23 protein-coding genes and 1 pseudogene are annotated in these 24,247 nt (G+C 63.2%); 20 read left to right on the top strand and 4 right to left on the bottom strand.

The genetic code is table 11. The features are described from left to right. Positions 1-981, bottom strand: coding sequence for an ABC transporter permease (locus tag ABIC03_RS06625; RefSeq protein WP_007607877.1), 981 nt, complete (start codon positions 979-981; stop codon positions 1-3). 104 nt (positions 982-1,085) lie between these two features. Further along, positions 1,086-2,681: an ABC transporter substrate-binding protein gene (locus tag ABIC03_RS06620; protein WP_275170496.1), complete on the bottom strand. Its 1,596-nt coding sequence runs from the start codon at positions 2,679-2,681 to the stop codon at positions 1,086-1,088. A gap of 302 nt (positions 2,682-2,983) precedes the next feature. On the opposite strand from ABIC03_RS06620, the gene ABIC03_RS06615 reads away from it, so the two are divergent. From ABIC03_RS06615 to ABIC03_RS06590, 6 genes are all read left to right on the top strand, one after another. Next, positions 2,984-3,241, top strand: coding sequence for a DUF6489 family protein (locus tag ABIC03_RS06615; protein ID WP_007593837.1), 258 nt, complete (start codon positions 2,984-2,986; stop codon positions 3,239-3,241). Then, a complete protein-coding gene (locus ABIC03_RS06610; protein ID WP_275170497.1) occupies positions 3,241-4,041 on the top strand; it encodes a lipase family alpha/beta hydrolase in 801 nt (266 codons plus the stop codon). The genes ABIC03_RS06615 and ABIC03_RS06610 overlap by 1 nt, the downstream gene beginning before the upstream one ends. A gap of 46 nt (positions 4,042-4,087) precedes the next feature. Then, positions 4,088-5,638, top strand: coding sequence for a WS/DGAT/MGAT family O-acyltransferase (locus ABIC03_RS06605; RefSeq protein ID WP_354056511.1), 1,551 nt, complete (start codon positions 4,088-4,090; stop codon positions 5,636-5,638). 10 nt (positions 5,639-5,648) lie between these two features. Next, entirely contained in the window at positions 5,649-6,644 is a 996-nt protein-coding gene (locus ABIC03_RS06600) for an alpha/beta fold hydrolase (RefSeq protein WP_354057521.1), read from the top strand. Between the two features lie 130 nt (positions 6,645-6,774). Then, positions 6,775-10,008 carry a bifunctional cytochrome P450/NADPH--P450 reductase gene (locus ABIC03_RS06595; protein WP_354056509.1) on the top strand — a complete coding sequence of 1,078 codons (3,234 nt, stop codon included), beginning with the start codon at positions 6,775-6,777 and terminating at the stop codon, positions 10,006-10,008. A 31-nt stretch (positions 10,009-10,039) separates the two neighbouring features. Continuing rightward, positions 10,040-10,714 (top strand): spermidine synthase, encoded by a 675-nt coding sequence (locus ABIC03_RS06590; protein WP_354056507.1) that lies wholly within the window; start codon positions 10,040-10,042, stop codon positions 10,712-10,714. A 78-nt stretch (positions 10,715-10,792) separates the two neighbouring features. Here the strand turns inward: ABIC03_RS06590 and ABIC03_RS06585 are convergent, their stop codons facing one another. Beyond that, a complete protein-coding gene (locus ABIC03_RS06585) occupies positions 10,793-11,257 on the bottom strand; it encodes a nuclear transport factor 2 family protein (protein WP_354056505.1) in 465 nt (154 codons plus the stop codon). Positions 11,258-11,390: 133 nt separating this feature from the next. Then, a complete protein-coding gene (locus ABIC03_RS06580) occupies positions 11,391-12,305 on the bottom strand; it encodes an alpha/beta fold hydrolase (protein ID WP_354056503.1) in 915 nt (304 codons plus the stop codon). 173 nt (positions 12,306-12,478) lie between these two features. Between ABIC03_RS06580 and ABIC03_RS06575 the strand changes: the two genes are divergently transcribed. The 14 genes and pseudogenes from ABIC03_RS06575 (at position 12,479) to paaK (ending at position 24,201) form a co-directional block, all read left to right on the top strand. Beyond that, positions 12,479-12,862: a hypothetical protein gene (locus ABIC03_RS06575; RefSeq protein WP_354056501.1), complete on the top strand. Its 384-nt coding sequence runs from the start codon at positions 12,479-12,481 to the stop codon at positions 12,860-12,862. After that, positions 12,859-13,941, top strand: a complete 1,083-nt coding sequence (locus tag ABIC03_RS06570) for a PHA/PHB synthase family protein (RefSeq protein WP_354056499.1) — start codon at positions 12,859-12,861, stop codon at positions 13,939-13,941. The genes ABIC03_RS06575 and ABIC03_RS06570 overlap by 4 nt, the downstream gene beginning before the upstream one ends. Continuing rightward, positions 13,938-14,531 carry a GNAT family N-acetyltransferase gene (locus ABIC03_RS06565; protein ID WP_354056497.1) on the top strand — a complete coding sequence of 198 codons (594 nt, stop codon included), beginning with the start codon at positions 13,938-13,940 and terminating at the stop codon, positions 14,529-14,531. Before ABIC03_RS06570 ends, ABIC03_RS06565 begins: the two co-directional genes overlap by 4 nt. A 204-nt stretch (positions 14,532-14,735) precedes the next feature. Then, positions 14,736-15,185, top strand: a complete 450-nt coding sequence (locus ABIC03_RS06560; protein ID WP_354056495.1) for a phasin — start codon at positions 14,736-14,738, stop codon at positions 15,183-15,185. A gap of 197 nt (positions 15,186-15,382) precedes the next feature. Next, on the top strand, positions 15,383-16,669 hold the full coding sequence (locus ABIC03_RS06555; RefSeq protein WP_354056493.1) for a DUF445 domain-containing protein: 1,287 nt from the start codon (positions 15,383-15,385) through the stop codon (positions 16,667-16,669). A gap of 201 nt (positions 16,670-16,870) precedes the next feature. Further along, a complete protein-coding gene (locus tag ABIC03_RS06550) occupies positions 16,871-17,641 on the top strand; it encodes an alpha/beta fold hydrolase (RefSeq protein WP_354056491.1) in 771 nt (256 codons plus the stop codon). A 104-nt stretch (positions 17,642-17,745) separates the two neighbouring features. Next, positions 17,746-18,612 (top strand): phenylacetic acid degradation operon negative regulatory protein PaaX, encoded by an 867-nt coding sequence (gene paaX / locus ABIC03_RS06545; protein WP_354056489.1) that lies wholly within the window; start codon positions 17,746-17,748, stop codon positions 18,610-18,612. Positions 18,613-18,688: 76 nt separating this feature from the next. Then, positions 18,689-19,681 carry a 1,2-phenylacetyl-CoA epoxidase subunit PaaA gene (gene paaA, locus ABIC03_RS06540; RefSeq protein WP_354056487.1) on the top strand — a complete coding sequence of 331 codons (993 nt, stop codon included), beginning with the start codon at positions 18,689-18,691 and terminating at the stop codon, positions 19,679-19,681. Positions 19,682-19,691: 10 nt separating this feature from the next. Then, positions 19,692-19,979 (top strand): 1,2-phenylacetyl-CoA epoxidase subunit PaaB, encoded by a 288-nt coding sequence (gene paaB / locus ABIC03_RS06535; RefSeq protein WP_211396968.1) that lies wholly within the window; start codon positions 19,692-19,694, stop codon positions 19,977-19,979. Beyond that, a complete protein-coding gene (gene paaC, locus ABIC03_RS06530) occupies positions 19,979-20,755 on the top strand; it encodes a 1,2-phenylacetyl-CoA epoxidase subunit PaaC (RefSeq protein WP_275170510.1) in 777 nt (258 codons plus the stop codon). Before paaB ends, paaC begins: the two co-directional genes overlap by 1 nt. Then, positions 20,749-21,252, top strand: coding sequence for a 1,2-phenylacetyl-CoA epoxidase subunit PaaD (gene paaD, locus ABIC03_RS06525; RefSeq protein ID WP_354056486.1), 504 nt, complete (start codon positions 20,749-20,751; stop codon positions 21,250-21,252). The genes paaC and paaD overlap by 7 nt, the downstream gene beginning before the upstream one ends. 2 nt (positions 21,253-21,254) lie before the next feature. Then, positions 21,255-22,337 (top strand): 1,2-phenylacetyl-CoA epoxidase subunit PaaE, encoded by a 1,083-nt coding sequence (gene paaE / locus ABIC03_RS06520; protein WP_354056484.1) that lies wholly within the window; start codon positions 21,255-21,257, stop codon positions 22,335-22,337. Positions 22,338-22,392: 55 nt separating this feature from the next. Beyond that, the gene (paaI, locus tag ABIC03_RS06515; RefSeq protein ID WP_275170513.1) at positions 22,393-22,842 is read left to right on the top strand and encodes a hydroxyphenylacetyl-CoA thioesterase PaaI; all 450 of its coding nucleotides are present in this window, start codon (positions 22,393-22,395) and stop codon (positions 22,840-22,842) included. 28 nt (positions 22,843-22,870) lie between these two features. Beyond that, positions 22,871-24,201: pseudogene (gene paaK, locus ABIC03_RS06510) on the top strand (phenylacetate--CoA ligase PaaK). The last annotated feature ends 46 nt before the right edge of the window (positions 24,202-24,247 follow it).

Below are 24,247 nucleotides of genomic sequence, written 5' to 3'. Positions count from 1 at the left end.
TTATGTGGCGCGGCCGACGGTCGCGCGCAGGCGCGGATCGACGACGGTGTAGAGAATGTCCACCACCAGATTGATGGTGACGAAAATCAGCGAGACCATCAGCAGGTAGGCGGCCATAATCGGGATATCGACGTTTTGCACGGCCTGCACGAACAGAAGTCCCATGCCGGGCCATTGGAACACAGTTTCGGTGATGATCGAAAATGCAATAACCGAGCCAAACTGCAGGCCCGCCACCGTGATCACGGGAATCAGCGTGTTCTTCAGCGCGTGCCCGAAATGAATGGCCCGGGTCGTCAGCCCGCGGGCGCGGGCAAAGCGGATATAATCGGTCCGAAGCACTTCCAGCATCTCCGCGCGCACCAGCCGCATGATCAGCGTCATCTGGAACAGCCCGAGCGTGATCGAGGGCATGATCAGCGCCTTCAGGCCCGACAATGTGAGCAGGCCCGTGGTCCACCAGCCGAGCTTGACGACCTCGCCGCGGCCGAACGACGGCAACCAGCCCAACGTCACCGCGAACAGATAGATCAGAAGGATGCCGATCAGGAAAGTCGGCAGCGAGATGCCGATCAGCGAAACCGCCTGGAATAATTTGGCGAGCAGGGTGTCGCGCCTGAGCGCCGAATAGACGCCCATCAGGATGCCCGACACCATTGCAAAGACGGTCGCGCAGATCGCGAGTTCCAGCGTCGCAGGCATACGCTCCATCAACAGCGTCGAGACCGGCTGCCGGAACTGATAGGAGACGCCGAACTTGAATTGCGCTGCATCGGCGAAATAGCGCACGAACTGCACCGGCACGGGATCATCGAGGCCCAGCGACTTGCGCACGGCTGCGCGTTCGGCCGCCGGCGTATCGAGCGAGACGATCTGATTGATGGGGTCGCCGGCGAAGCGGAACATCGAGAACGCGATGATGCCGACGGCGAACATGACGCCGATGGCCTGAACGGCCCGGCGAAGAGTGAAAGCGAGCATGCCTTCCACTTTCCTTGAGTGTGCGTCTGGCCGACGTCTTTGTCAGCCGGAAAAGGAAAGGTCCCGGAAGCCTGACGCTGCCGGGACCTCGTATTCGACTGACGCTATTCCTTCTTGGTCGCCCAGTGGAACATGACCAGATTGTCGGCGCGCTGCGGCAGGTTGACCTTTTTCGATACGCCCCAGGCCAGCGCCTGCTGGTGCAGCGGAATATAGGCCCAGTCCTTGATGCTGATCTCATACGCCTGCTTGATCAGCTGATTGCGTTTGGCGGTGTCGGTTTCGACCAGCACCTTGTCGGTGATGGCGTCGAATTCCTTGTTGCAATAGCCGCCAAGATTGGCTTCGCCCCGCGAGGATTTCGCGTCGTCACGGCACCCCATGATGTCGTTCAGCACATTGTGGGAGTCCATCGTGCTCGGCGTCCAGCCCAGCATAAAGAAAGAGGTCTGGTAGCCACCCTGCTTCAGAACCTTGGCGAAGTACTGCGCCTTGGGTTGTGCCAGGAGGTTGATCTTGACGCCGATGCGCGCAAGCATGCCGACCACAGCCTGGCAAATCGCGGCGTCATTGACGTAGCGGTCGTTCGGGCAATCCATGGTGACCTCGAAGCCGTCGGGGTAGCCGGCCTCGGTCAGGAGCTTCTTGGCGCCGTCAGGATCGAATTTGGGACGCGTGAACTCCTTGGACAGTGCGAACAGCTCCGGCGCGATCATCAGTGCCGACGGTGTCGACAGTCCCCGCATCACGCGCGTCTTGATCAGCTCGATATCGATCGCCTTGTAGAACGCCTCCCGCACCTTGACGTCCTTGAACGGGTTCTTGCCCTTGATGTTGGAATAGAGCAACTCGTCGCGAACCGTGTCGAATCCGATGAAGATGGTGCGAAGCTCCGGCGCCTTCAGCACCTGGGCATTCGGGCTCGCATCGACGCGGGAAATGTCCTGGATCGGCACCGGCTCGATGACATCGACCTCGCCCGAAAGCAGCGCAGCGACTCGGGTGGCGTCGGAGGCGATCGGGGTGAAGATGATCTCCTTCAGGTTGCCTTCCATCTTGCCCCAATAATTGGGGTTGGCCTTGAACACGGTCTTCACGCCGGGCTGATGGCTCTCGATGATGAAGGGACCGGTACCGTTCTCGTGCAGTGAGGCGTAGCTCGGCGAGGTCGCGGACACCGGGGTCGGTTCGACCGCCTTGTTCTCTTCAGCCCACTTCTTGTCCATGATGTACCAGACGTCCCATGCCGAATGCAGGATGGGATTGGGCGAAGGCAGCACGAAATCGACCGTGTAGTCGTCGACCTTGACGACCTTGACGTTGGGCGCCAAGCGGGTCTGCATGTTCGAGTTTTTGTTTCGAACGCGATCGGCGGAGAACAGCACGTCGTCGGCGGTGAAGGGGTCGCCGTTGTGGAATTTTACGCCCTTGCGCAAATGGAAGCGCCACCGGGTCGGCTCCGGGGTTTCCCAGCTCTCCGCCAGCGCCGGAATGATCTTGAGATCCTTGTCGCGCGCGGTGAGGCCCTGATAGACGTGACCGAGATGGGCGTGGGTGGTGGACTCGTTCAGGGAGTAGGGATCAAGCGACTTCAGGTCGCCCTGGTTGGCATAGCGCAGCGTCTGGCTCGACGCCGGCGACATCGTCAACGCAAGCATACCGGCGAGCGTCGCCGCAAACAGAGTTCGACCGACTGACATTCTTGACCCTCTCAACTCTGCCGCGCCGTGATTTTTGATTGTTCGGCGGGCGTCCCAATCCATGTTGCCCAGACTTCTCGACCCGTGCAAGCGCCATTCCAGCAAGGAACGCGCCAAGTTGCACCGCTGTGCAGCAATGGTGACCGGCATTGAGGGGTGGATGGGCGCGGGCGAGCAATTTTGATTGACCATATCCGCCGATCGAGGAAGCCGGAGGCTGCCGCCGGCCTCAGGTCGCTTGCGTTGCACACCGTCTCGCGGCGATACTGCGGCAGGCCGCTCGAATCTCATCTGGAGGGGACATGAAAGTTAATATCGAAATCGACTGCACCCCCCTCGAGGCCCGCCAGTTCATCGGATTGCCGGATCTGGCACCGATGCAGACGGCGGTGATGGACAAGCTGCAGCAGCAGGTTCTGAGCAACATCGACAAGGTCTCGCCGGAGTCGCTGATCCAGAGCTGGTTCACCTTCGATCCAAAGCTCGCCGAGCGGTTTCAGGACATGTTCGTCACCATGGCCGGTCTCGGCGGCACGCGCAGCGGCGATAAGAAGAAATAATGCCGCCCGGTCCGGACGGGCCGCAGACCTCAGGCCGGCTTCGTCCGCCCGGCCTTGCTCTGCTGCTTGCCGAATCCCGTGGGTTGCTCGAACTCAACGCCAGCCTGTTGCTGTCGCCGGTCCTGATGCGGGCGCCCAAAGGCGATGGCCATCCGGTGCTGGCGCTGCCTGGCTTCCTCGCCAGCGACCTCTCGATGGCGCCGATGCGGCGCTATCTCAGCGAGCTCGGCTATGAGGCACATGCCTGGCGGATGGGCCGTAATTTCGGCGGGTTCGGACGGATGCGGGATTCGTTGCGCGCCCGTCTCGCCGAAATCCATGCTGCGAGCGGACGCAAGGTCAGCCTGGTCGGATGGAGTCTCGGGGGCGTCTATGCGCGCGATCTCGCGCTCCAGGCGCCCGACATGGTCCGCAACGTCATCACGCTCGGCAGCCCTTTTGCCAATGACGTACGGGCGACCAATGCGACGCGGCTCTACGAGATGATGTCCGGCGAGCGTGTCGAGGATTTCGCCGAGCTGCGCGCGGCGATCGCCGGCGATCTTCCGGTGCCGGCGACGTCGATCTATTCGCGCGCGGACGGCATCGTGAACTGGCGGACCTGCCTGCTGCGTCCCTCCGACCGTGCCGAGAACATCGAGGTGCACCTGGCGAGCCATATCGGGCTTGGGGTGAATCCCGCAGCGCTGTGGGCCGTGGCAGACCGCCTTGCGCAACCGGAGGGGGAGTTCTGGCCATTTGACCGGGCAGGGCCGTTTGCCATTGCATATGCCCCGCCGGAACAGGCAGTATCGGCCTGACGAGAAGCGCCGCCTAAGGCGCCCGTCAAATACTCCGGAGGGAACTATGGCTGACGGTAAAAAGCTGTCGTCGCTGGACGCGTCGTTTCTCTATCTGGAAACGCCGGAAATGCCGATGCATGTCGGGAGCATGGCGATCTTTCGCCTGCCGGACGACTATAAGGGCGACTTCTTCGAAGATTTCAAGGCGATGATCGTCTCGCGCCTGCACATCGCGCCGATCCTCAAGGCGCGGCTGGAGAAGGCGCCGCTCGACATCGATCATCCCTCCTGGGTCGAGGACGATCAGTTCGACATCGACCGTCACATCTTTCGCGCCAGCCTGCCGCAGCCGCGCGACCGCGCCACGCTCGAACGCATCGTAGGCTGGATGCACGCCAAGCTCTTGAACCGAGCCCGCCCGCTCTGGGAGTTCTACGTGTTCGAAGGCATGAAGGACAACGAGATCGGACTCTATTCGAAGATGCATCACGCCGCCATCGATGGCGGCGCCGGTGCGGCGCTGACCAACATGATCTACGATATCTCGCCGATCCCGCGGAAGGTCGATCCGCCGACCGCGGGAGCGAAGCCCGGGCAGGAGCCGCGCGACATCGCAGCGAACCTGGTCGATTCCTACCAGCAGCTCTTCACCCAGCCGCTCGATGCATCGGCGGCCGCGAAGAACCTGCAACTGCCGCGCACCGGCAAGAGCGACATCGGTTCGATCCTGTTCGACAATGCGATGTACCAGATCGAGAGTGCGGTACGCTTTGCCGGCAACATCCCCACCATGGTCAAGAGCGTCTCGGACGTGCTCGGCAAGATATCCGATCCCAAATCGCGCGAGAGCCTCGCCAGCATGGTGTCGCCGCCGACCATGCTCAACAAATCAATCTCGTCCGAGCGCAGCTTCGCCGGCGTCTCGATATCGCTGTCGCGATCCAAGGCGCTGGCCAAGCAGGCCGGCGGCAAGCTCAACGACGTCGTGCTGGCGCTCGCCTCTGGCGTGGTCCGGCGCTACCTCCAACAACACGGAACGCTGCCGGCGAAGTCCCTGACCGCCGCCGTGCCGATCTCGCTGCGCGAGGAGGGCAACACCGAGGCCAACAACCAGGTGTTCGGCATGATCTGTTCGATCGCAACCAACATCGACGATCCCAAGGCACGCCTGGAAGCCATTATCGCGCAATCGACCAAGTCCAAGGAGATGTCGCATCCGCTGCGGGCACTGATGCCGCAGATCTCCAATATCTCGATGCTGGGCACGCCGATCGTCGTGCAGATCATGGCGCTGCTCTACAGCCGCTCTGATTTGTCGAATGTGCTGCCGCCGGCTGCGAACATCACGGTGTCCAACGTGCCGGGGCCGCGGCAGACGCTCTACGCCGCGGGAGCGGAGCTGTTGCACATCTTCCCGGTGTCGATCTCGACGCACGGGCAGGCGCTCAACATCACCGTGCAGAGCTATCGCGACCAGCTCGATTTCGGCTTCATCGTCGGCGCCAACATCATTCCGCACGTACAGGTGATGTGCGACATGCTGCCGGAAGAATTCGCCGCGCTGGAGGCGGCCTATGCGCCGCCGTCGGCCGACATCAGGGGCGCCGCGGAGTAGGAATGTGTCGATGATTGAAATGCCGCCGCTCAAGTTCGCGCAGACGAACGGAATCCGCATGGGCTACTACGAGGCCGGCCCGGCCGATGACAAGCCGCCGATCGTGCTGTGCCATGGCTGGCCTGAACTCGCATTTTCCTGGCGCCACCAGATCAAGGCGCTGAGCGAGGCCGGCATCCGCGTGATCGCGCCGGACCAGCGCGGCTACGGCGCGAGCGACCGGCCCGAACCGGTCGAGGACTACGACATGGAGCATTTGACCGGCGATCTCGTCGGTCTGCTCGATCATCTCGGGGTCGACAAAGCGATCTTCGTCGGCCACGACTGGGGCGGATTCGTCGTCTGGCAGATGCCGCTGCGGCATCCTTCGCGCGTCGCCGGTGTGGTCGGCGTCAACACGCCGCATTGGGACCGCGCGCCGATCGACCCGATCGCGCTGTTCCGCCAACGCTTCGGCGATCAGATGTATATCGTCCAGTTCCAGGATCCCGCGCGTGAGCCGGATAGGGTCTTTAGCAGCCGCGTCGAGCAGACGTTCGACGCCTTCATGCGCAAGCCGCTGGCGCGGCCGGCGGCGAAACCGGAGGAGCCGCCGATCGCTGGTGTCGGCGCCTCGTCAAAGACCAATCTCGCGTTCCCGCAGATGATCGCGGCCTATGATGCAAAGCACGATCCGCGTGCACCGATCCTGTCGACTGACGAGAAGAAGGTGTTCGTCGATACGTTCACGAAAACCGGCTTCACCGGCGGCATCAACTGGTATCGCAACTTCACCCGCAATTGGGAGCGCGCGAAAGGCTTGGACCATCACGTGCGCGTGCCGTCATTGATGATCATGGCCGAGAACGATGCCGTGCTGCCGCCGTCGGCGGCCGAAGGCATGGAGACGCTGGTATCTGACCTGGAGAAATATCTGGTGAAGGACAGCGGCCATTGGACGCAGCAGGAGAAGCCGGAGGAGGTCAGCGCGAAGCTGATCGAATGGCGTAGAAGGCGGTTTGGCTAGCTGATCATTGCGAACTCGTCATTGCGAGGAGCGAAGCGACGAAGCAATCCAGGCTGCCTCCGCGGACATATTTCTGGATTGCTTCGCTTCGCTCGCAATGACGACATTGAAGCAGGGGGACTACATTTCGATGTCATCCAAGAATCGACTGGATCCGATCCCGCAGCCGCCGACCAAGCCGGTGGTCGGCAACATGCTGTCGCTGGATTCGGCCGCACCGGTGCAGCATTTGACCCGGCTTGCCAAGGAGCTGGGGCCGATCTTCTGGCTCGACATGATGGGTTCGCCGATCGTGGTCGTCTCAGGCCACGACCTCGTCGACGAGCTGTCGGACGAGAAGCGTTTCGACAAGACGGTGCGCGGTGCACTGCGGCGGGTGCGCGCGGTCGGCGGCGATGGCCTGTTTACGGCCGATACCAGGGAGCCGAACTGGAGCAAGGCGCACAACATCCTGCTCCAGCCCTTCGGCAACCGCGCCATGCAGTCCTATCACCCGAGCATGGTCGACATTGCCGAGCAGCTCGTCGGCAAATGGGAACGGCTCAACGCCGACGACGAGATCGACGTCGTCCACGACATGACGGCATTGACGCTGGATACGATCGGGCTGTGCGGCTTCGACTATCGCTTCAATTCGTTCTACCGGCGCGACTACCATCCTTTCGTCGAGTCGCTGGTGCGCTCGCTTGAAACCATCATGATGACGCGCGGCCTGCCGTTCGAGCAGCTCTGGATGCAGAAGCGGCGCAAGACCATGGCTGAAGACGTCGACTTCATGAACAAGATGGTCGACGAGATCATTGCGGAGCGCCGCAAGGGAGGCGAGGCGGCCGACGACAAGAAGGATATGCTTGCAGCGATGATGACGGGCGTCGATCGCTCGACCGGCGAGCAACTCGACGACGTCAACATCCGCTATCAGATCAATACGTTCCTGATCGCCGGCCACGAGACCACCAGCGGCCTGTTGTCGTGCACGCTCTATGCGCTGCTCAAGCACCCCGACATTCTCAAGAAGGCCTATGACGAGGTCGATCGCGTCCTCGGTCCCAATGTCGACGTGCGTCCGACCTATCAGCAGATCACGCAGCTCACCTACATCACCCAGATCCTGAAGGAGGCGCTGCGGCTATGGCCGCCGGCGCCGGCCTATGGCATCTCGCCGCTGCACGACGAGACTATCGGCGGCGGCAAGTACAAGCTCAGGAAGGGTACGTTCACCACCATCCTGGTGACCGCGCTGCATCGCGATCCCTCGGTCTGGGGGCCGAACCCGGACGCGTTCGATCCGGAGAATTTCAGCCGGGAGGCGGAAGCCAAACGGCCGATCAATGCCTGGAAGCCGTTCGGCAACGGCCAGCGCGCCTGCATCGGCCGCGGCTTCGCCATGCACGAGGCTGCGCTCGCGCTCGGCATGATCCTCCAGCGCTTCAAGCTGATCGACCACCAGCGCTACCAGATGCATCTGAAGGAAACGCTGACGATGAAGCCGGAAGGCTTCAAGATCAAGGTCCGTCCGCGCGCTGATCGCGAGCGCGGTGCCTATGGCGGACCTGTAGCGGTGTCGTCGGCGCCGAAGGCTCCGCGTCAGCCCACCGCGCGTCCCGGCCACAACACGCCGATGCTGGTACTCTACGGCTCCAATCTCGGCACCGCCGAGGAGCTCGCGACGCGCATGGCCGACCTTGCCGAGATCAACGGCTTTGCCGTGCATCTCGGGCCGCTCGACGATTACGTCGGCAAGCTGCCGCGGGAGGGCGGCGTGCTGATCATCTGCGCCTCCTATAACGGCGCGCCGCCGGACAACGCGACGCAATTTGTCAAATGGCTCGGCGACGAGCTGCCGAAGGAGGCGTTTGTTAATGTGCGATACGCCGTGTTCGGCTGCGGCAACAGCGACTGGGCCGCGACCTATCAATCGGTGCCGCGCTTCATCGACGAACAGTTATCGGCGCATGGTGCGCGCGCGGTCTATCCGCGCGGCGAGGGCGATGCGCGCAGCGATCTCGATGGCCAGTTTCAGAAATGGTTCCCGGCAGCCGCCCAGGTCGCGACCAAGGAATTCGGCATCGACTGGAATTTCACCCGTACCGCGGAGGACGATCCGCTCTACGCGATCGAGCCGGTCGCGGTGACCGCCGTCAACACCATCGTCGCCCAGGGCGGCGCGGTGGCCATGAAGGTGCTGGTCAATAACGAGCTTCAGAACAAGGCCGGTTCCAATCCGTCGGAGCGTTCGACACGCCACATCGAGGTGCAGCTGCCGTCCAACATCACGTACCGGGTCGGCGACCATCTGAGTGTGGTCCCGCGCAACGACCCGACGCTGGTGGATTCCGTTGCCCGCCGCTTCGGCTTCCTGCCGGCCGACCAGATCAGGCTTCAGGTCGCCGAAGGCCGCCGCGCGCAATTGCCGGTGGGCGATGCCGTGTCGGTTGGTCGCCTGCTCAGCGAGTTCGTCGAGCTCCAGCAAGTGGCGACGTGGAAGCAGATCCAGATCATGGCCGAGCACACCCGCTGCCCGGTGACCAAGCCGAAGCTGCTGGCCTTCCTTGGCGAGGAGCCTGAAACACTCGAGCGCTATCGCAGCGAGATTCTGGCCAGGCGGAAATCGGTGTTCGATCTGCTGCTCGAATATCCGGCCTGCGAATTGCCGTTCCACGTCTATCTGGAAATGCTCTCGCTGCTGGCGCCGCGTTATTATTCGATCTCGTCTTCGCCGTCGGTCGAGCCGGTTCGTTGCAGCGTGACGGTCGGCGTGGTTGAAGGACCGGCCGCCTCCGGCCGCGGCACCTACAAGGGTATCTGCTCGAACTATCTCGCCAATCGGCGCGCTGGGGACGTGATCCACGCAACCGTGCGTGAGACCAAGGCCGGCTTCCGGCTCCCGGACGATCCATCCGTGCCGATCGTCATGATCGGCCCGGGCACGGGAGTGGCGCCGTTCCGCGGCTTCCTCCAGGAGCGCGCCGCGCGCAAGGCGAAGGGCGCCGCGCTCGGTCCGGCCATGCTGTTTTTCGGCTGCCGGCATCCCGACCAGGATTTTCTCTACGTGGACGAGCTGAAGGCGCTGGCGGCGAGCGGCATCACCGAGCTGTTCACGGCATTCTCGCGCGCGGAGGGCCCGAAGACCTATGTGCAGCACGTCCTCACCGCGCACAAGGACAAGGTCTGGCCGCTGATCGAGCGGGGCGCGATCGTCTATGTCTGTGGCGACGGCAGCAAGATGGAGCCCGACGTGAAGGCGGCGCTGGTCGCGATCCATCGCGAGAAGAGCGGCAGCGATGCCGCCACGGCTGCCCGCTGGATCGAGGAGATGGGCGCGAAGAACCGGTATGTGCTGGACGTGTGGGCGGGAGGGTAGGCCGGCGGCCGGGACATGCTAAAGCTCTTGCATGATTCCCTGGGAAAAGATCGATACCGCCAAAATCCCCGGCTCCGATGAAGAGCTTCGCCTGATGCGGCGAGGCAAGGAGTTTTCCATCAAGCTCGGCACCAACGAGCTGATGAACAACCGCCTGTCGGGCTCGGAGGCTGCGCTCGCCACGCTCGCAGCGAAGCAGATCGAGGCGGTCGCAAAACCTGTCGTCCTCATCGGCGGCCTGGGCATGGGTTTTACGCTGCGTGCGGCGCTGACCGTGCTCGGAAGCAAGGCGAAGATCGTGGTCTGCGAGCTCGTGCCGGCGGTGGTCGCCTGGGCGCGGGGCCCGATGGCGCAGGTGTTCGGCGACAGCCTTGATGATGTCAGGGTGAGCATCCAGGAAACCGACGTCGGCGAAATCATCCGCACGCAGCGGTCGGCCTTCGACGCCATTCTCCTCGACGTCGACAACGGACCGGAAGGGCTGACCCGGAAGGGCAATGATGCGCTCTACAATGCGAGCGGATTGAAGGCTGCGAAGACGGCGCTGCGGCCGGGAGGCGTGCTCGCGGTCTGGTCCTCGGGACCCAACCCGGCCTTCACCAAGCGGCTCGGGAGTGCTGGCTTCGACGTCAACGAAGTCAACATTCGCGCCACCGGAAGAGGCGGTGGCGCGCGTCACGTGATCTGGATGGCCAAGAAAAAGTAGGGTGGGCAAAGCGAAGCGTGCCCACCATTTCCCCCGTCGATGCCGATGCATCGTGGGCACGGCGCGCGGGCTACGATGTCAGAACATCGTGTTGTTGTTCGCCGGATTTTCCGGGATCGGTTGAACGACGTCCCAGTGTTCGACGACCTTGCCGTTCTCCAGCTTGAAGATGTCGAGGATCGCGTTGCCCCTGCTGCCGGGCTCGCGAACCGCGTGAACGTGCAGGATGACGTAGTCGCCATCCACGAAGCTGCGCTTGATCTCGCTGTGTGAGCTCGGGAATTTCTCGCGGAGGAAGCCGATGAACTTTCGGAAACCGTCCGGACCATCGGCCGCGTTTGGATTGTGCTGGACATAACGGTCGCCGACATAGGCGAGGGCTGCATCGGCATCCTTTTGGTTGAGCCCCTTTTCGTAGAAGGCAAGGACAGTTTTGCGATTGGCTTCTTCTTGCGCGCTACCCGCCATCGCGGCGCCGCTGGCGAGGGACAGCGTGATGACTGAAGCAGCGACGATCGCGGCTGACCGGACGATGTGATGCATGTGAACTCCGAGAGGCTGCAGCCTCTTCCTGCCCGTTGAAGGAAGACCTGTATAGCTTTCGCACCGGCTCGCGTTAAGAGAGTAACCGGCAGCTCACATGGTCACCGCGAGGAGACCTTCTGCGCCGGTCAACCTACGCCGCCTGCGCCGCTGCGCCATGCGCGTGCTTGGCGATGGCGCCGATGATCTCCGGCCAGAAGCGCATCGGCAGCGCATGGCCCATGCCGTCGATCATCAGCAGCTTGGCGCCCGGAATTGACTCTGCCGTATCCCTGCCGCCCTCGGGACGGACCAGCGGATCGACGGTGCCATGGATGACGAGTGTCGGCGTCTTCACGCCATGCAGCCGCTCCTTGCGGCTGCCGGAGGCGAGCACCGCGCGGAGCTGCCGGCCGACGCCGGCCGGATTGAGCCCGCGCGCGAACACGCGTTCGGCACGACCGGGATCGAGCGCCTCTTCCTCCGGAAAGGACCCGGCTCGCAACACGTTCCAGGTCTGGCCGTAGCGGACGATGAACTCCTCCTTGCTGCGCGGCGGCGGCGCCATCAGCATCGCGGCGGCCTCACGTGTCGGGGGCGGCACGCGCGGATTGCCGGTCGTCGACATGATCGAGGTCAGTGAGCGCACGCGCTCGGGAAACGACAACGTCACTTCTTGCGCAATCATGCCGCCCATGGACGCCCCGACCAGATGCGCCGACTTGATGCCGAGCGCATTCATCAGTCCGACGGTGTCTTTCGCCATGTCGATCAGCTTGTAGGTTGCGGCCACGGGAATCCTGAGGAAGCGGAGCTTCAACAGCTCGAGCGGCGTCAGACGCTTGCCGCCTGTGAGATGGCTCGACTTGCCGATGTCGCGATTGTCGAACCGGATGACGCGAAAGCCGTGCGCGGCGAGCTGCTCGCAGAACGCATCATCCCAGTGGATCATCTGGGCGCCCAACCCCATGATCAGCAGCAGCGGCTCGGCATTGTCGTTGCCGAAAATCTCGTAACAGATGTCGATGCCGTTGGCGCGGACGGTTTGCGGCGGCTGATAGGCATTCACGGGTGCGTTCCCTCGGCTTTTGATTGATGCTGTATCGCACGGTTTCCCCTCGCAATGAAGCCGCGTTCGCGACACCGAACCCGCTGCTTGCCGGTTGACCGGCACCGCGCAAGGGTGTGGTATAGCGGAAAAAAGGGAAGGGCATCGAAGCTCTCGATTTCAGGAGGACGCCGATGACCGACAAGAGCAACGACCCCATCGCCGTGTGGCAAAAGATGGTTGGCGAGATGGAAAAGGGGTTCAACTCCTTCGCCAACCAGGCCATGTCGTCGCCCGAGTTTTCGCAAGCCGTGAACCGGGCCGGCGGCGTTGCTGCAGGTGCTCAGAAGCAGCTCGGCGAGCTCATGGAGAAATATCTGGTCTCCATGAATCTGCCGAGTCGGGATCAGGTCACCGGCCTTGCGGAACGGTTACAGTCCATCGAAGGACAGATCGGTGAGATCAAATCGATGCTGAGCCAGATGGCGGCAAGTTCCGGCATTTCTCAGGGCGGCGACACCGCATTGCGCCCGCCGCGCACCAAGCGGCCGCCATCTGAAGGCGGAGAGCAGGCATGAATGCACCCGCCGGATTAGATTTCGCAGGGATCCCGGAGCGCATCCAGTCCGAGGTGCAGCGCGCCATCCAGCGCAGCATCAAGGGCGTCGAATATTTCTCGACGTCCGGTCCCACGCTGGGCTCGACGCCGAAGGACGTGCTGCATTCGCGCGGCACGATGAGCCTCTACCATTATCGGCCGATGTCCGACGAGGTCTATCGAATTCCGATCTTGATCGTGATGGCGACCACCAATCGCGGTTACATTCTCGACCTCGTGCCCGGCCAGAGCTTCATCGAGTTCCTCTTGAAGCGCGGCTACGACGTCTACATGCTCGACTGGAGCGCGCCACGGCCGGAGGAGAAGAGCCTCCGCATGGAGGACTATGTCCTCGACTTCATCCCGGACTGCATCCGCCGCGTGCAGCAGGATTCCGGCGAACAGGACGTCTCCGTCATCGGCTATTGCTTCGGCGGCGTGCTGTCGCTGCTCTACGGCTCGATCCACAAGGACGGGCCCATGAAGAATCTGATCTGCTTCACCACGCCGATCGACTTTCGCGAGATGAAGCTGTTCTCAAACTTCTCCGACCGTCGCTATTTCGACGTCGATCGCCTCGTCGACAGCGTCGGCAACGTGCCGCCCGAGATGATCCTGTCGTCGTTCGAGATGCTGCGCCCGGCCTCCCGCACCGTCAGCCAGATCCAACTCTGGGAAAACATCTGGAACGACGAGTTCGTCAAATCCTACCGGATGTTCGACCGCTGGGCGACCGACACGCTGCCGCTGGCCGGCGAATATTTCCGCACCATCACCAAGGACCTGATGTGGGACAACAAGCTGTTCAACGACACCATGTCGGTCGGCGGCCGTGCTGCGAAGCTCGAGGACATCAAGGTGCCGTTCCTGCATGCGGTGGCGGAACACGACCACATCGTGCCGTATGAGGCGGCAAAGCACCTGATCGCCAAGATTGGATCGGAGGACAAGGTGGAGGTGATGCTGAAGGGCGGTCACGTTTCGCTCGTCGCCGGCGCCAATGCGGTGAAGCGGCTATGGCCGAAACTGGATTCCTGGCTGGGGAAGAGATCGACATGAGCGAGCAGCGTTCCTATCCGCGTCACGTCAAAACCGACGCCGGCGATATCGAGATCCGCCTGATGTCGCCCGCGGACGAAGCCGCGGTGCTCGCCTTCGGCAAGGGCCTGCCGACCCACGACCTGTTGTTCCTGCCGCGCAACATCAGTGAGCCGAAGGTGCTCTCCGCCTGGGTGAAGGAGATCGAGCGCGGCGCGATCACGAGCCTGCTCGCAGTCAGGGGCGGCACGGTCGTCGGCTGCGGCACGCTGGTGCGCGACCCGCACTCCTGGTCGCCCCATGTTGGCGAGATCCGGATGGTGGTTTCGCTCGACGTGCGCGGAAAGGGGGTGGGACGGACGCTGTCACAGGAGACCTTCGCACTCGCGCTCGGCGCCGGCCTTGAGAAGCTCTCGGTCCAGATGACGGTCGATCAGCAGGCGGCGATCACGCTGTTCGAGAGCCTCGGCTTCAAGGCCGAGGCGCTGCTGCGCGACCACGTCCGGGACGTCGATGGCAAGACCCACGACATCGTCGTGCTCGGTCATAACATCGCGCAGGTCCAGGCCCAGATGGAGGCCTATGGGCTGCCGGGTGCCGTCCAGCTTTGAGAACCACTGGACGGGTGTTCGGGAACCCGAATGGTCAGGGAGGCGCCAGATTGCCCTACATTAAGGCTTTTCACGGTTCCGTGATATCGCACTGCAATATGAATGTTGCATCGCACAATTAACTATGCCATATAAGCCGTGCCCCGGGCCAAAACCGGACGGGGTGAGCCCATAGCTCAACTCAATGAGGATGGAGAGACCCCAATGACCACCAATACCGCTTTCGAAGGCTTCAAGGACGCGTTCAAGAACATCCAGAACCTGGAAGTTCCCGAGGCCGCCCGCGAGTTCGTCAAGAAGTCCGCCAACACCGCCAAGGATCGTGCTGCCGAGGTGTTCGCTGGCTCCGAGCGCGTGACCGCCGCCGTCGAAAACGCGGTGACCGAGTCGGTTACCGAAGCCGGCAAGATCAGCCGCAACATCCAGCAGGCGATCTACGAAGACGCCGAGGCGTTCTTCGCGGGCATCGACAAGCTCGCGTCCGCCAAGTCGTTCAGCGAAGCTGTCGAGATCCAGTCCGGCCTGCTCCGCGCCCGCGGCGAAGCGTTCGTCTCGCGCGCCAAGGCGACCACCGACTATTTCGGCAAGCTCGCCGCCAACGGTGCGAAGTCCGCTCAGGACAATTTCGCCAAGGTCTACAACAAGACCGCCTGATCTGCCTGAGACGAGAAACTGAATTTGAGGCCCGCTTCGGCGGGCCTTGTTTTTGCGCCGCAGCCGTCATTGCGAGCCAACAGGTCCGCGCGAAGCGCGGCCCGATGACAGGCTCCGCGAAGCAATCCAGTCTGCCTCCGTGGAAAGACTCTGGATTGTTTCGCTTCGCTCGCAATGACGGATAGGGTGATGCTGTGATGACTCCATCAGGCACCTTCTCTTTCGACTCCCCCGGCGATGCTGAACGTGCAGCCGAGCTTCGCCGCGTGAAAGCGCTGGCGACGCTGGTGCTGGGCTCGACGCTTGTTCTGTTCGTCGTCGCGAAATGGCTGCTGCCCGTGCATCCCGTGTTCGGATTCATCGCGGCCTTCGCGGAAGCCGCGACCATCGGCGGTCTCGCTGACTGGTATGCGGTGGTGGCGCTGTTCAAGCGTCCACTCGGCCTGCCGATCCCGCACACCGCGATCATCCAGAGCAACCAGGCCCGTATCGCCGACAAGCTCGGCGAATTCATCCAGGTGCATTTCCTCGAGGCTGCTCCCGTCGAGGCCAAGCTGAAGGAGATCGATTTCGGCTCCTTCGTTGCCGACTGGCTGCGCGACCGCAAGCGTAGTGACGACCTTGCGCGCTTTGCGCTGCGCCTGCTGCCGGAGGCCGTCTCCGCGACGGAAAGCTCGGGCCTGATGACCTTCATCCTTCGCCGCATGTCCTCGCAGCTGCAGGCGATCGACCTGGCGCCGCTCGCGGCCGGCACGTTGCGCGGTTTCGTCGCGGAAGGGCGGCACCAGATCCTGTTCGACGATCTCCTGCGCGTGATGCACGAGACGCTGAACCAGACCGAGACGATGGCGATGATCCGCGAGAAGGTGCGCGCGGAATTGCCGACCTTGCTCAGGCTCTATCGCGCCGACAAGTTCCTGGTGAACAAGATCGTGGCCTCCGCCACCGCTTTCTTCAATGAAGTGCGCAGCGATCCCAAACATGCTTTTCGCGGTGAGTTCGATCGCATGGTGCTGAGCTTCGTCGACCGGCTCGGCACCGACCAGGCCTATATCGACCGAATCGATGGTTTGAAGCGCGATCTGCTCGCGCGTCCCGAGCTCGCCGATCTCGCCCGCACCGTCTGGGCCAACACGCGCTCCTTCATCGAGCGTAGCGCAAGCGGCGAGACGCAGGTGCTGCAGCATCATCTCGCCGGAATGTGTGTCGCGGCGGGCGAAGCGCTCGCCAGCGATGCCGAGCTGCGCGGCGAGATCAACAAGGGTCTGGTCGCGGTGCTGCGCAGCTTCGTCGCGGACCAGAAGAGCGGCGTTTCGACCTTCATCTCCGACCAAGTCAAATCGTGGGATATGGCGCAGCTGATTTCGCTGATCGAAATCAACATTGGCCGCGACCTGCAGTACATCCGCTTCAACGGCTCGCTGATCGGCGGGCTCGCGGGTCTTGCGCTTTACTCCGTAGAATTCCTGCTTCGATGGTTGTGACTTTTGCGTCACGGACGCCAGCATTAACGCGCCGGCCTATTGTGGCCTCGAGTTTCACCCGCTTGAATGTCGGGAACCCGCTGCCTAGCTGATTCATGTTGCGTTGCGGAACGATCAAGAAGCCGGCGTGTTGGAATCCCATACCCGTTTGCCGGCAAACAACCGGTGGCCTTTTCAGCAATTCTCCCAAGGGGACCATTGATGACCGCTACTGCCCAGACGCTGAGCCCGCCGTCTCGCACCCTGATGTTCCTGGAAGGGCGAGCGATCCACGAGTTCGGCGCATTCCTCGGCGCGCTGCCGCTGCTCAGCCTTGCGCCGCGCGGCGATGGGCATCCGGTGCTGGTTCTGCCGGGCCTCGTGGCCTCCGACGGGTCCACGCGTGCACTGCGCACCTTTCTCTCCGGCAAGGGCTATGCGGTGAGCGGCTGGCGCCAAGGCCGCAATTACGGCCTGCGCGAGGGCGTGCAGAACGCGATGGTCGACCTGGTCCAGGAGCTCAGCGACAGGCACGGCCGCAAGATCAGCCTAGTCGGCTGGAGCCTCGGCGGCCTCTATGCGCGCCAGCTCGCCAAGATGATGCCCGACCGCGTGCGCCAGGTGATCACGCTCGGCAGCCCCTTTGCCGGCAATCCGCATTCGACCAATGCCTGGCGCGTCTATGAATGGGCGAGCGGTCGGAAGTCCGACGAGGTCGATCCGCAGTTCGGCGGCGACCTCGCCGTCCCGCCGCCGGTGCCGACCACGGCGATCTTCAGCCGCACCGACGGCGTCTGCGCCTGGCAGGGCTGCATGGAGAAGTCGGCCGCGCAGACCGAGAGCATCGAGATCGAGAGCAGCCATTGCGGCATGGGCCATCACCCGGCTGCGGTCTATGCCGTCGCCGACCGCCTCGCGCAGAAGGAAGGCCAGTGGCGGCCCTTCGACCGCAGCGGCTGGCGCAGCGTGATCTATCCCGATCCGCATCGGTAGGGCTTTTCTTCACCCCGACCCTCTCCTCGTAAGAACGGGGCGAGGGAGAAGACCGTCGCACCCGTCCATTGTCGCGCCCGCACCAAACGCGCTATGCCTCGCGCATGGCGCATCCGTTGTCCCGCATCATCGAGCAGCTCAAGCGCGAGCCGTCGCGCACCGGCTCCATCGTCATCACGGTGTTCGGCGATGCCATCGTGCCGCGTGGCGGTTCGGTATGGCTCGGCACGCTGCTGGAATTCTTCGAGAGCCTGGACATCGACAGCGGCGTGGTGCGTACCGCGATGTCGCGGCTTGCCGCCGATGGCTGGCTGACGCGCGAAAAGGTCGGCCGCAATAGTTTCTACCGCTTAGCCGACAAGGGCCGCCAGATCTTCGAGGCCGCGACGCGCCATATCTACGATCCGCCGCCGTCCGACTGGACCGGGCGCTTCGAGCTGCTGCTGATCGGCAATGGCGAGGATCGCGACGCCTCGCGCGAGGCGCTGCGCAATGCCGGCTTCGGCAGCCCGCTGCCGGGCGTGTGGGTCGCCCCATCAGGCGTGCCAGTGCCGGACGAGGCCGCGGGCGCCATCCGTCTGGAAGTCTCCGCCGAGGATGACAGCGGCCGCCGGCTGCTCAGCGCGAGCTGGCCACTGGACCGCACCGCGGACGCCTATCTCAAGTTCATGAAGACCTTCGAGCCGCTGCGCGCGGCGATCGGGCGCGGCACAGAACTGTCCGAGGCCGACGCCTTCACGGCGCGCATCCTCCTGATCCACCACTACCGCCGCGTGGTGCTGCGCGATCCGCTGCTGCCCGAGAGCCTGCTTCCGGCGAACTGGCCGGGCAAGGCCGCCCGCGCTCTGTGCGGCGACATCTATCGCGCGCTGCTTGCCCCATCGGAACAATGGCTTGATGGCCATGGAACCAATGATAAGGGGCCATTGCTGCCGGCGCGGAAGCTGCTGGAAAGGCGATTCGCGACTTGATCATTATGTTACAGAAATATCTTGCATGAGATAATTCTTGTTATATATTCCCTCTCAATAAAATGGGAGGACGCGCATGTATACCCAGGCGCTGAACACGACCGAGACCGATGATCGCGGTCTTGAGGACGCGGCCAAAGCTGCGCAGTTCCAGGCGCGCATCGATGCCGAAGAGCGCATCGAGCCGAACGACTGGATGCCGGCGGCCTATCGCAAGACGCTGACGCGCCAGATCTCCCAGCACGCTCATTCCGAAATCGTCGGCATGCTGCCCGAAGGCAATTGGATCACGCGCGCGCCGTCCTTGCGCCGCAAGGCCGCGCTGCTCGCCAAGGTGCAGGACGAGTGCGGCCACGGGTTGTATCTCTATGCCGCGGCCGAGACACTCGGCACTTCGCGCGAAGAGCTGGTCGACGCCATGCTCGCGGGCAAGGCAAAATATTCCTCGATATTCAACTATCCGACGCTGACCTGGGCCGACATCGGAACCATCGGCTGGCTGGTCGACGGCGCGGCGATCATGAACCAGATCCCGCTGTGTCGCTGCTCCTACGGTCCTTACGCGCGCGCGATGATCCGCGTCTGCAAGGAGGAGTCGTTCCACCAGCGCCAGGGCTATGAGATCATGCTGACGCTGTGCCGCGGCTCGGACGAGCAGAAGGCGATGGCGCAGGATGCCTTGGACAGGTGGTGGTGGCCGGTGCTGATGATGTTCGGACCGCCCGATGCCACCAGCCAGCACAGCGACACCTCGACGAAATGGAAGATCAAGCGCTTCTCCAATGACGAGCTGCGCCAGAAGTTCGTCGATGCCACCGTGCCGCAGGCGCAATATCTCGGCCTCACCATTCCCGATCCCGGCATGATTCAGGATGCGGACGGGCACTGGCGTTACAGCGAGATCGACTGGACCGAGTTCAAGCAGGTGCTCGCCGGCAACGGCCCGTGCAACCGTGACCGGATGGCTGCGCGCCGCAAAGCGCATGACGAAGGCGCCTGGGTACGCGAGGCGGCCGAGGCCTATGCCGCAAAGCGCGCGCAACGTCGAACTGCACAAGCGGCAGAGTAGGGAGATCGCGATGGCCACGCCGAACACGCCGCTGTGGGAAGTCTTCATTCGCAGCCGCAACGGGCTCGCGCACAAGCATGTCGGCTCGCTGCATGCGAGCGACGCCACGATGGCCTTGCAGGCCGCCCGCGATATCTACACCCGTCGCGGCGAGGGTCTTTCGATCTGGGTCGTGCCGTCGACGGCGATCACCGCAAGCGATCCCGCGGACAAGGGCATGATGTTCGAGCCGGCGGAATCGAAGATCTACCGGCATCCGACGTTTTACGAAGTGCCAGACGAAGTGGGGCACATGTGATGCCCGCCGCGAACATCCAGGTCTCAGAGACGCCGCTGGTGCTCTACGCATTGCGCCGCGCCGACGACGCACTGATCCTTGGACACAGGCTGTCGGAATGGTGCGGACATGCGCCAATGCTGGAAGAGGACATGGCGCTCTCCAACATCGCGCTCGACCTCATCGGCCAAGCCCGCGAACTCTACACCTACGCAGCCAAAGCCGAAGGCAAGGACAACGACGAAGACAAGCTCGCCTACCTTCGCGATGTCCGGCAGTATCGCAATCTGCTGCTCCTCGAGCAGCCGAACGGCGACTTTGCCCAGACGCTGGTGCGGCAGTTCTTCTATTCCGCCTTCGCCGATCTCTACTGGCGCGCCATGATGATCTCGCGCGATACGACGCTCGCTGCGATTGCCGCCAAGTCGGAGAAGGAGAGCGCCTATCACCTTCGCCATGCCTCGGAGTGGATCATCCGGCTGGGCGATGGTACGGATGAGAGCCACGCCCGCGCGCAGGCCGCGATCGATCATCTCTGGGCCTTCACCGGTGAGATGTTTGCCGTCGATGAAGGCGAGCGCGCCCTGATCCATGCCGATATCGCCGTCGATCCCGGAAGCTTGCGCGGTCGCTGGCTGACGACGCTCTCGGGTGTCGTCAGTGAAGCCACGCTCGAGTTGCCGCAGACCGGCTGGATGCAGCAAGGCGGTCGTTCCGGGCGGCACAGCGAGCATCTTGGCCATCTTCTGTCCGAGCTGCAGTCGATGCAGCGCACTTTCCCGGGGCAGACATGGTGACGGTGCTGGAGCCCCATAGCGAACTGCGCCAACGGGCCTGGGATGCCGCGGCGAGCGTGGTCGATCCCGAAATCCCGGTTTTGACCATCGCCGATCTCGGCGTGCTCCGTGATGTCGTGCTCGACGGCGATCACGTCGAGGTCGCGATCACCCCGACCTATTCGGGCTGCCCGGCCATGAACATGATCGCGCTGGAAATCGAGGTCGCGCTGGAGCGCGCAGGTTTCCGCACGCCAAAGGTCCGCACCGTGCTGTCGCCGGCCTGGACCACCGACTGGATGAGCGAAGAGGGCCGCCGGAAGCTTCACGCCTACGGCATCGCGCCGCCGCAGGCTTCGAATTCACGCCGCGCGCTGTTCGGCGAGCAGGCTGTTACGTGCCCGCAATGCGGCTCGGCGAATACCGAGTTGTTGTCCGAATTCGGCTCCACCTCGTGCAAGGCTCTCTGGCGCTGCAGGACCTGCCGCGAACCCTTCGATTATTTTAAGTGTCATTGATCATGTCAGCAGCCGCACCACGCTTCCATCGCCTGGCCGTCAACGACCTCCGCCGCGAGGCGACGGACGCCGTATCGCTGACATTTGCCATCCCGACCGAGCTTGCGACCGACTACGCCTTCACGCCCGGCCAATACCTCACACTCCGCACCATGCTCGATGGCGAGGAAGTGCGCCGCTCCTATTCGATCTGCTCCGGCCCCGACGACGGCGAGATACGCATCGCCGTCAAGAAGGTTGATGGAGGCGCGTTTTCGAGCTGGGCGGCGGACGATTTGAAGTGTGGCGACGCGCTGGACGTGATGACGCCTACGGGACGCTTCGGCGTGATCCCGCCGGCCGGCGCCGGCCGCATCCATGTCGGCTTTGCCGCAGGCTCCGGCATCACGCCGATCCTGTCGATCGTCAAGGGCACGCTTGCGCGCGAACCGGACAGCCACTTCTTCCTGTTCTACGGCAATCGCACGACTGACAACATCATGTTCCTCGAGGCGCTTGAAGAGCTCAAGGACCGTTTCATCGACCGCCTCTCGATCTTCCACGTCATCTCGGGCGAGGAACAGGATATTCCGATCCTGCACGGCCGGCTCGACGGTGACAAGGTGAGGGTGCTGCTGCGCTCGCTGGTGCCAGCGGAAAGCGTCGATCACGTCTTCATCTGCGGTCCGTCCGGCATGAGCGAGGACATCGAGGCGACCTGCCGAGATCTCGACATCGCGGAAGATCGTATCCACGTCGAACGGTTTGTCTCCGAATTCGGTGGCAAGCCGCGGCCGAAGAAGATCGTTGCGCCGGACGCGCCGCCGAAAGCGATCGCGTCGCTGATCATCGACGGCAAGCGCCGCGACGTGCCGGTCGCCGAGGACGAGGCGATCCTCGATGCCGCACTGCGCGCCGGCGTCGATCTACCCTTCGCCTGCAAGGGCGGCATGTGCTCGACCTGCCGCGCCAAACTGGTGGAAGGTGAGGCGCCGATGGACATCAACTACTCGCTGGAACCCTGGGAGCTGAAGGCCGGCTTTGTCCTGACCTGTCAGGCGAAACCATCGTCGGAGCGGGTCGTGGTCGATTACGACCACGTTTGACAGCTTGAGCCAGGCAGCAGAACATCGTGTGCAAACAATCGGACGGGAGAAGCGCGTGAACGTCAAAGCCTCCTTGTCGCCCGAGGATGTTGCCCGCGCCTGCGCGGATGCGATGTGGGCGGAGGACGATGCCTCCAAAGGACTCGGCATGGAGATCGTCGAGATCGGGCCGGGCTATGCGACGCTGGCGATGAATGTGCGGCCGGACATGGTCAACGGCCAGCGCATCGCCCATGGCGGCTTCATCTTCACGCTGGCCGATTCCGCCTTCGCTTTCGCGTGCAACTCGCATAACGACCGCGTCGTGGCGGCGCAGGGCCAGATCACTTTCATCAAGCCGGGCAAGCTCGGCGATCGCCTCGTCGCAAAAGCGCGCGAGGTCACGCGCGGCGGCCGCTCCGGAATCTATGACGTGCGCGTCACTGCCGGCGATACAGTCATCGCCGAATTCCGCGGGCATTCGCGGGTTATTTCCGGCAATTGGCTGCCGGCGCAGGACCAATAAAGAAAAGCAATGATACGGGGAAACGAGGATGGCTCTGACGAGGCTCAAGGAAGGTGGCGACACCTATAAGGCCGAGCTGGATGCGCACGAGCGCGCATCGCGCGACGAAATCATAGCGCTGCAGGTGCAGCGGCTGGCCTGGTCGCTGAAGCACGCCTACGACAACGTCGCTCACTATCGCGAGGCCTTCAATGCGGCCGGCGTGCATCCGTCGCAATTTCGAGAGCTCTCGGATCTTGCGAAATTCCCGTTCACGGTGAAGACGGATTTGCGCGACAATTATCCCTTCAACATGTTTGCCGTGCCCCGTGAAAAACTGGTGCGCGTGCATGCGTCCTCCGGCACGACGGGCAAGCCGATCGTGGTGGGCTATACGCAACGCGACATCGACACATGGTCGGACGTGATGGCGCGCTCGATCCGCGCCGCCGGGGGTCGCACCGGCATGATCATCCACAATGCCTATGGCTACGGCCTCTTCACCGGCGGGTTAGGGGTGCACTATGGCGCCGAAAAGCTCGGCTGCACGGTGGTGCCGATCTCCGGAGGCATGACCGAGCGGCAGGTGCAGCTCATCAACGATTTCCGGCCCGACATCATCACGGTGACGCCGAGCTACATGCTTGCGATCCTCGACGAGTTCAAGCGCCAGAAGCTCGATCCGCGCCAGTGCTCGCTCAAGGTCGGCATTTCGGCGCGGAGCCCTGGACCAATGCGATGCGCGGCGAGATCGAGGATGCCTTGGACATGGATGCGACCGACATCTATGGCCTCTCCGAAGTGATCGGCCCCGGCGTCGCCCAGGAATGCATCGAGAGCAAGGACGGACTGCACATCTGGGAAGACCATTTCTATCCTGAAGTGATCGACCCCGACACAGGTGCGGTGCTGCCCGACGGGGAAAAGGGCGAACTGGTCTTTACTTCGCTCACCAAGGAAGCATTTCCGGTGATCCGCTATCGCACCCGCGATCTCACGCGCCTGTTGCCGGGCACGGCGCGGCCGGGCATGCGGCGGATGGAGAAGGTGACGGGGCGCTCAGACGACATGATCATCCTGCGCGGCGTCAACCTGTTCCCGACCCAGATCGAGGAGGTTCTGCTCGCCACCGACTGGTGCGGCGGGCATTTCATTCTGGAACTCACCCGCGAAGGACGAATGGACGAGCTGACCATCATTGCCGAGGCGCGGCCGGAGAGTTGGGACGGCCGGGGTCTCCTCGATCATGCCGACCGGATCTCTACTCACATCAAGAACACCATTGGCATCAGCTCCAGGGTGAGCGTGGTTGCGCCGGCCACGCTGGAGCGCTCGCTCGGCAAGGCCAAGCGGCTCTACGACAAGCGGCCCAAGGATTGACTTGACGGATTGACTCGACCGTCCCCAAAGGCGACAAGGCCCGCGA

Origin of the sequence: Bradyrhizobium sp. RT6a (assembly GCF_040547675.1) — a bacterium.
Classification (GTDB): domain Bacteria; phylum Pseudomonadota; class Alphaproteobacteria; order Rhizobiales; family Xanthobacteraceae; genus Bradyrhizobium.
The sequence above is the reverse complement of the archived record's forward strand: the minus strand, read 5'-3'. Positions and strand labels throughout refer to the sequence as shown.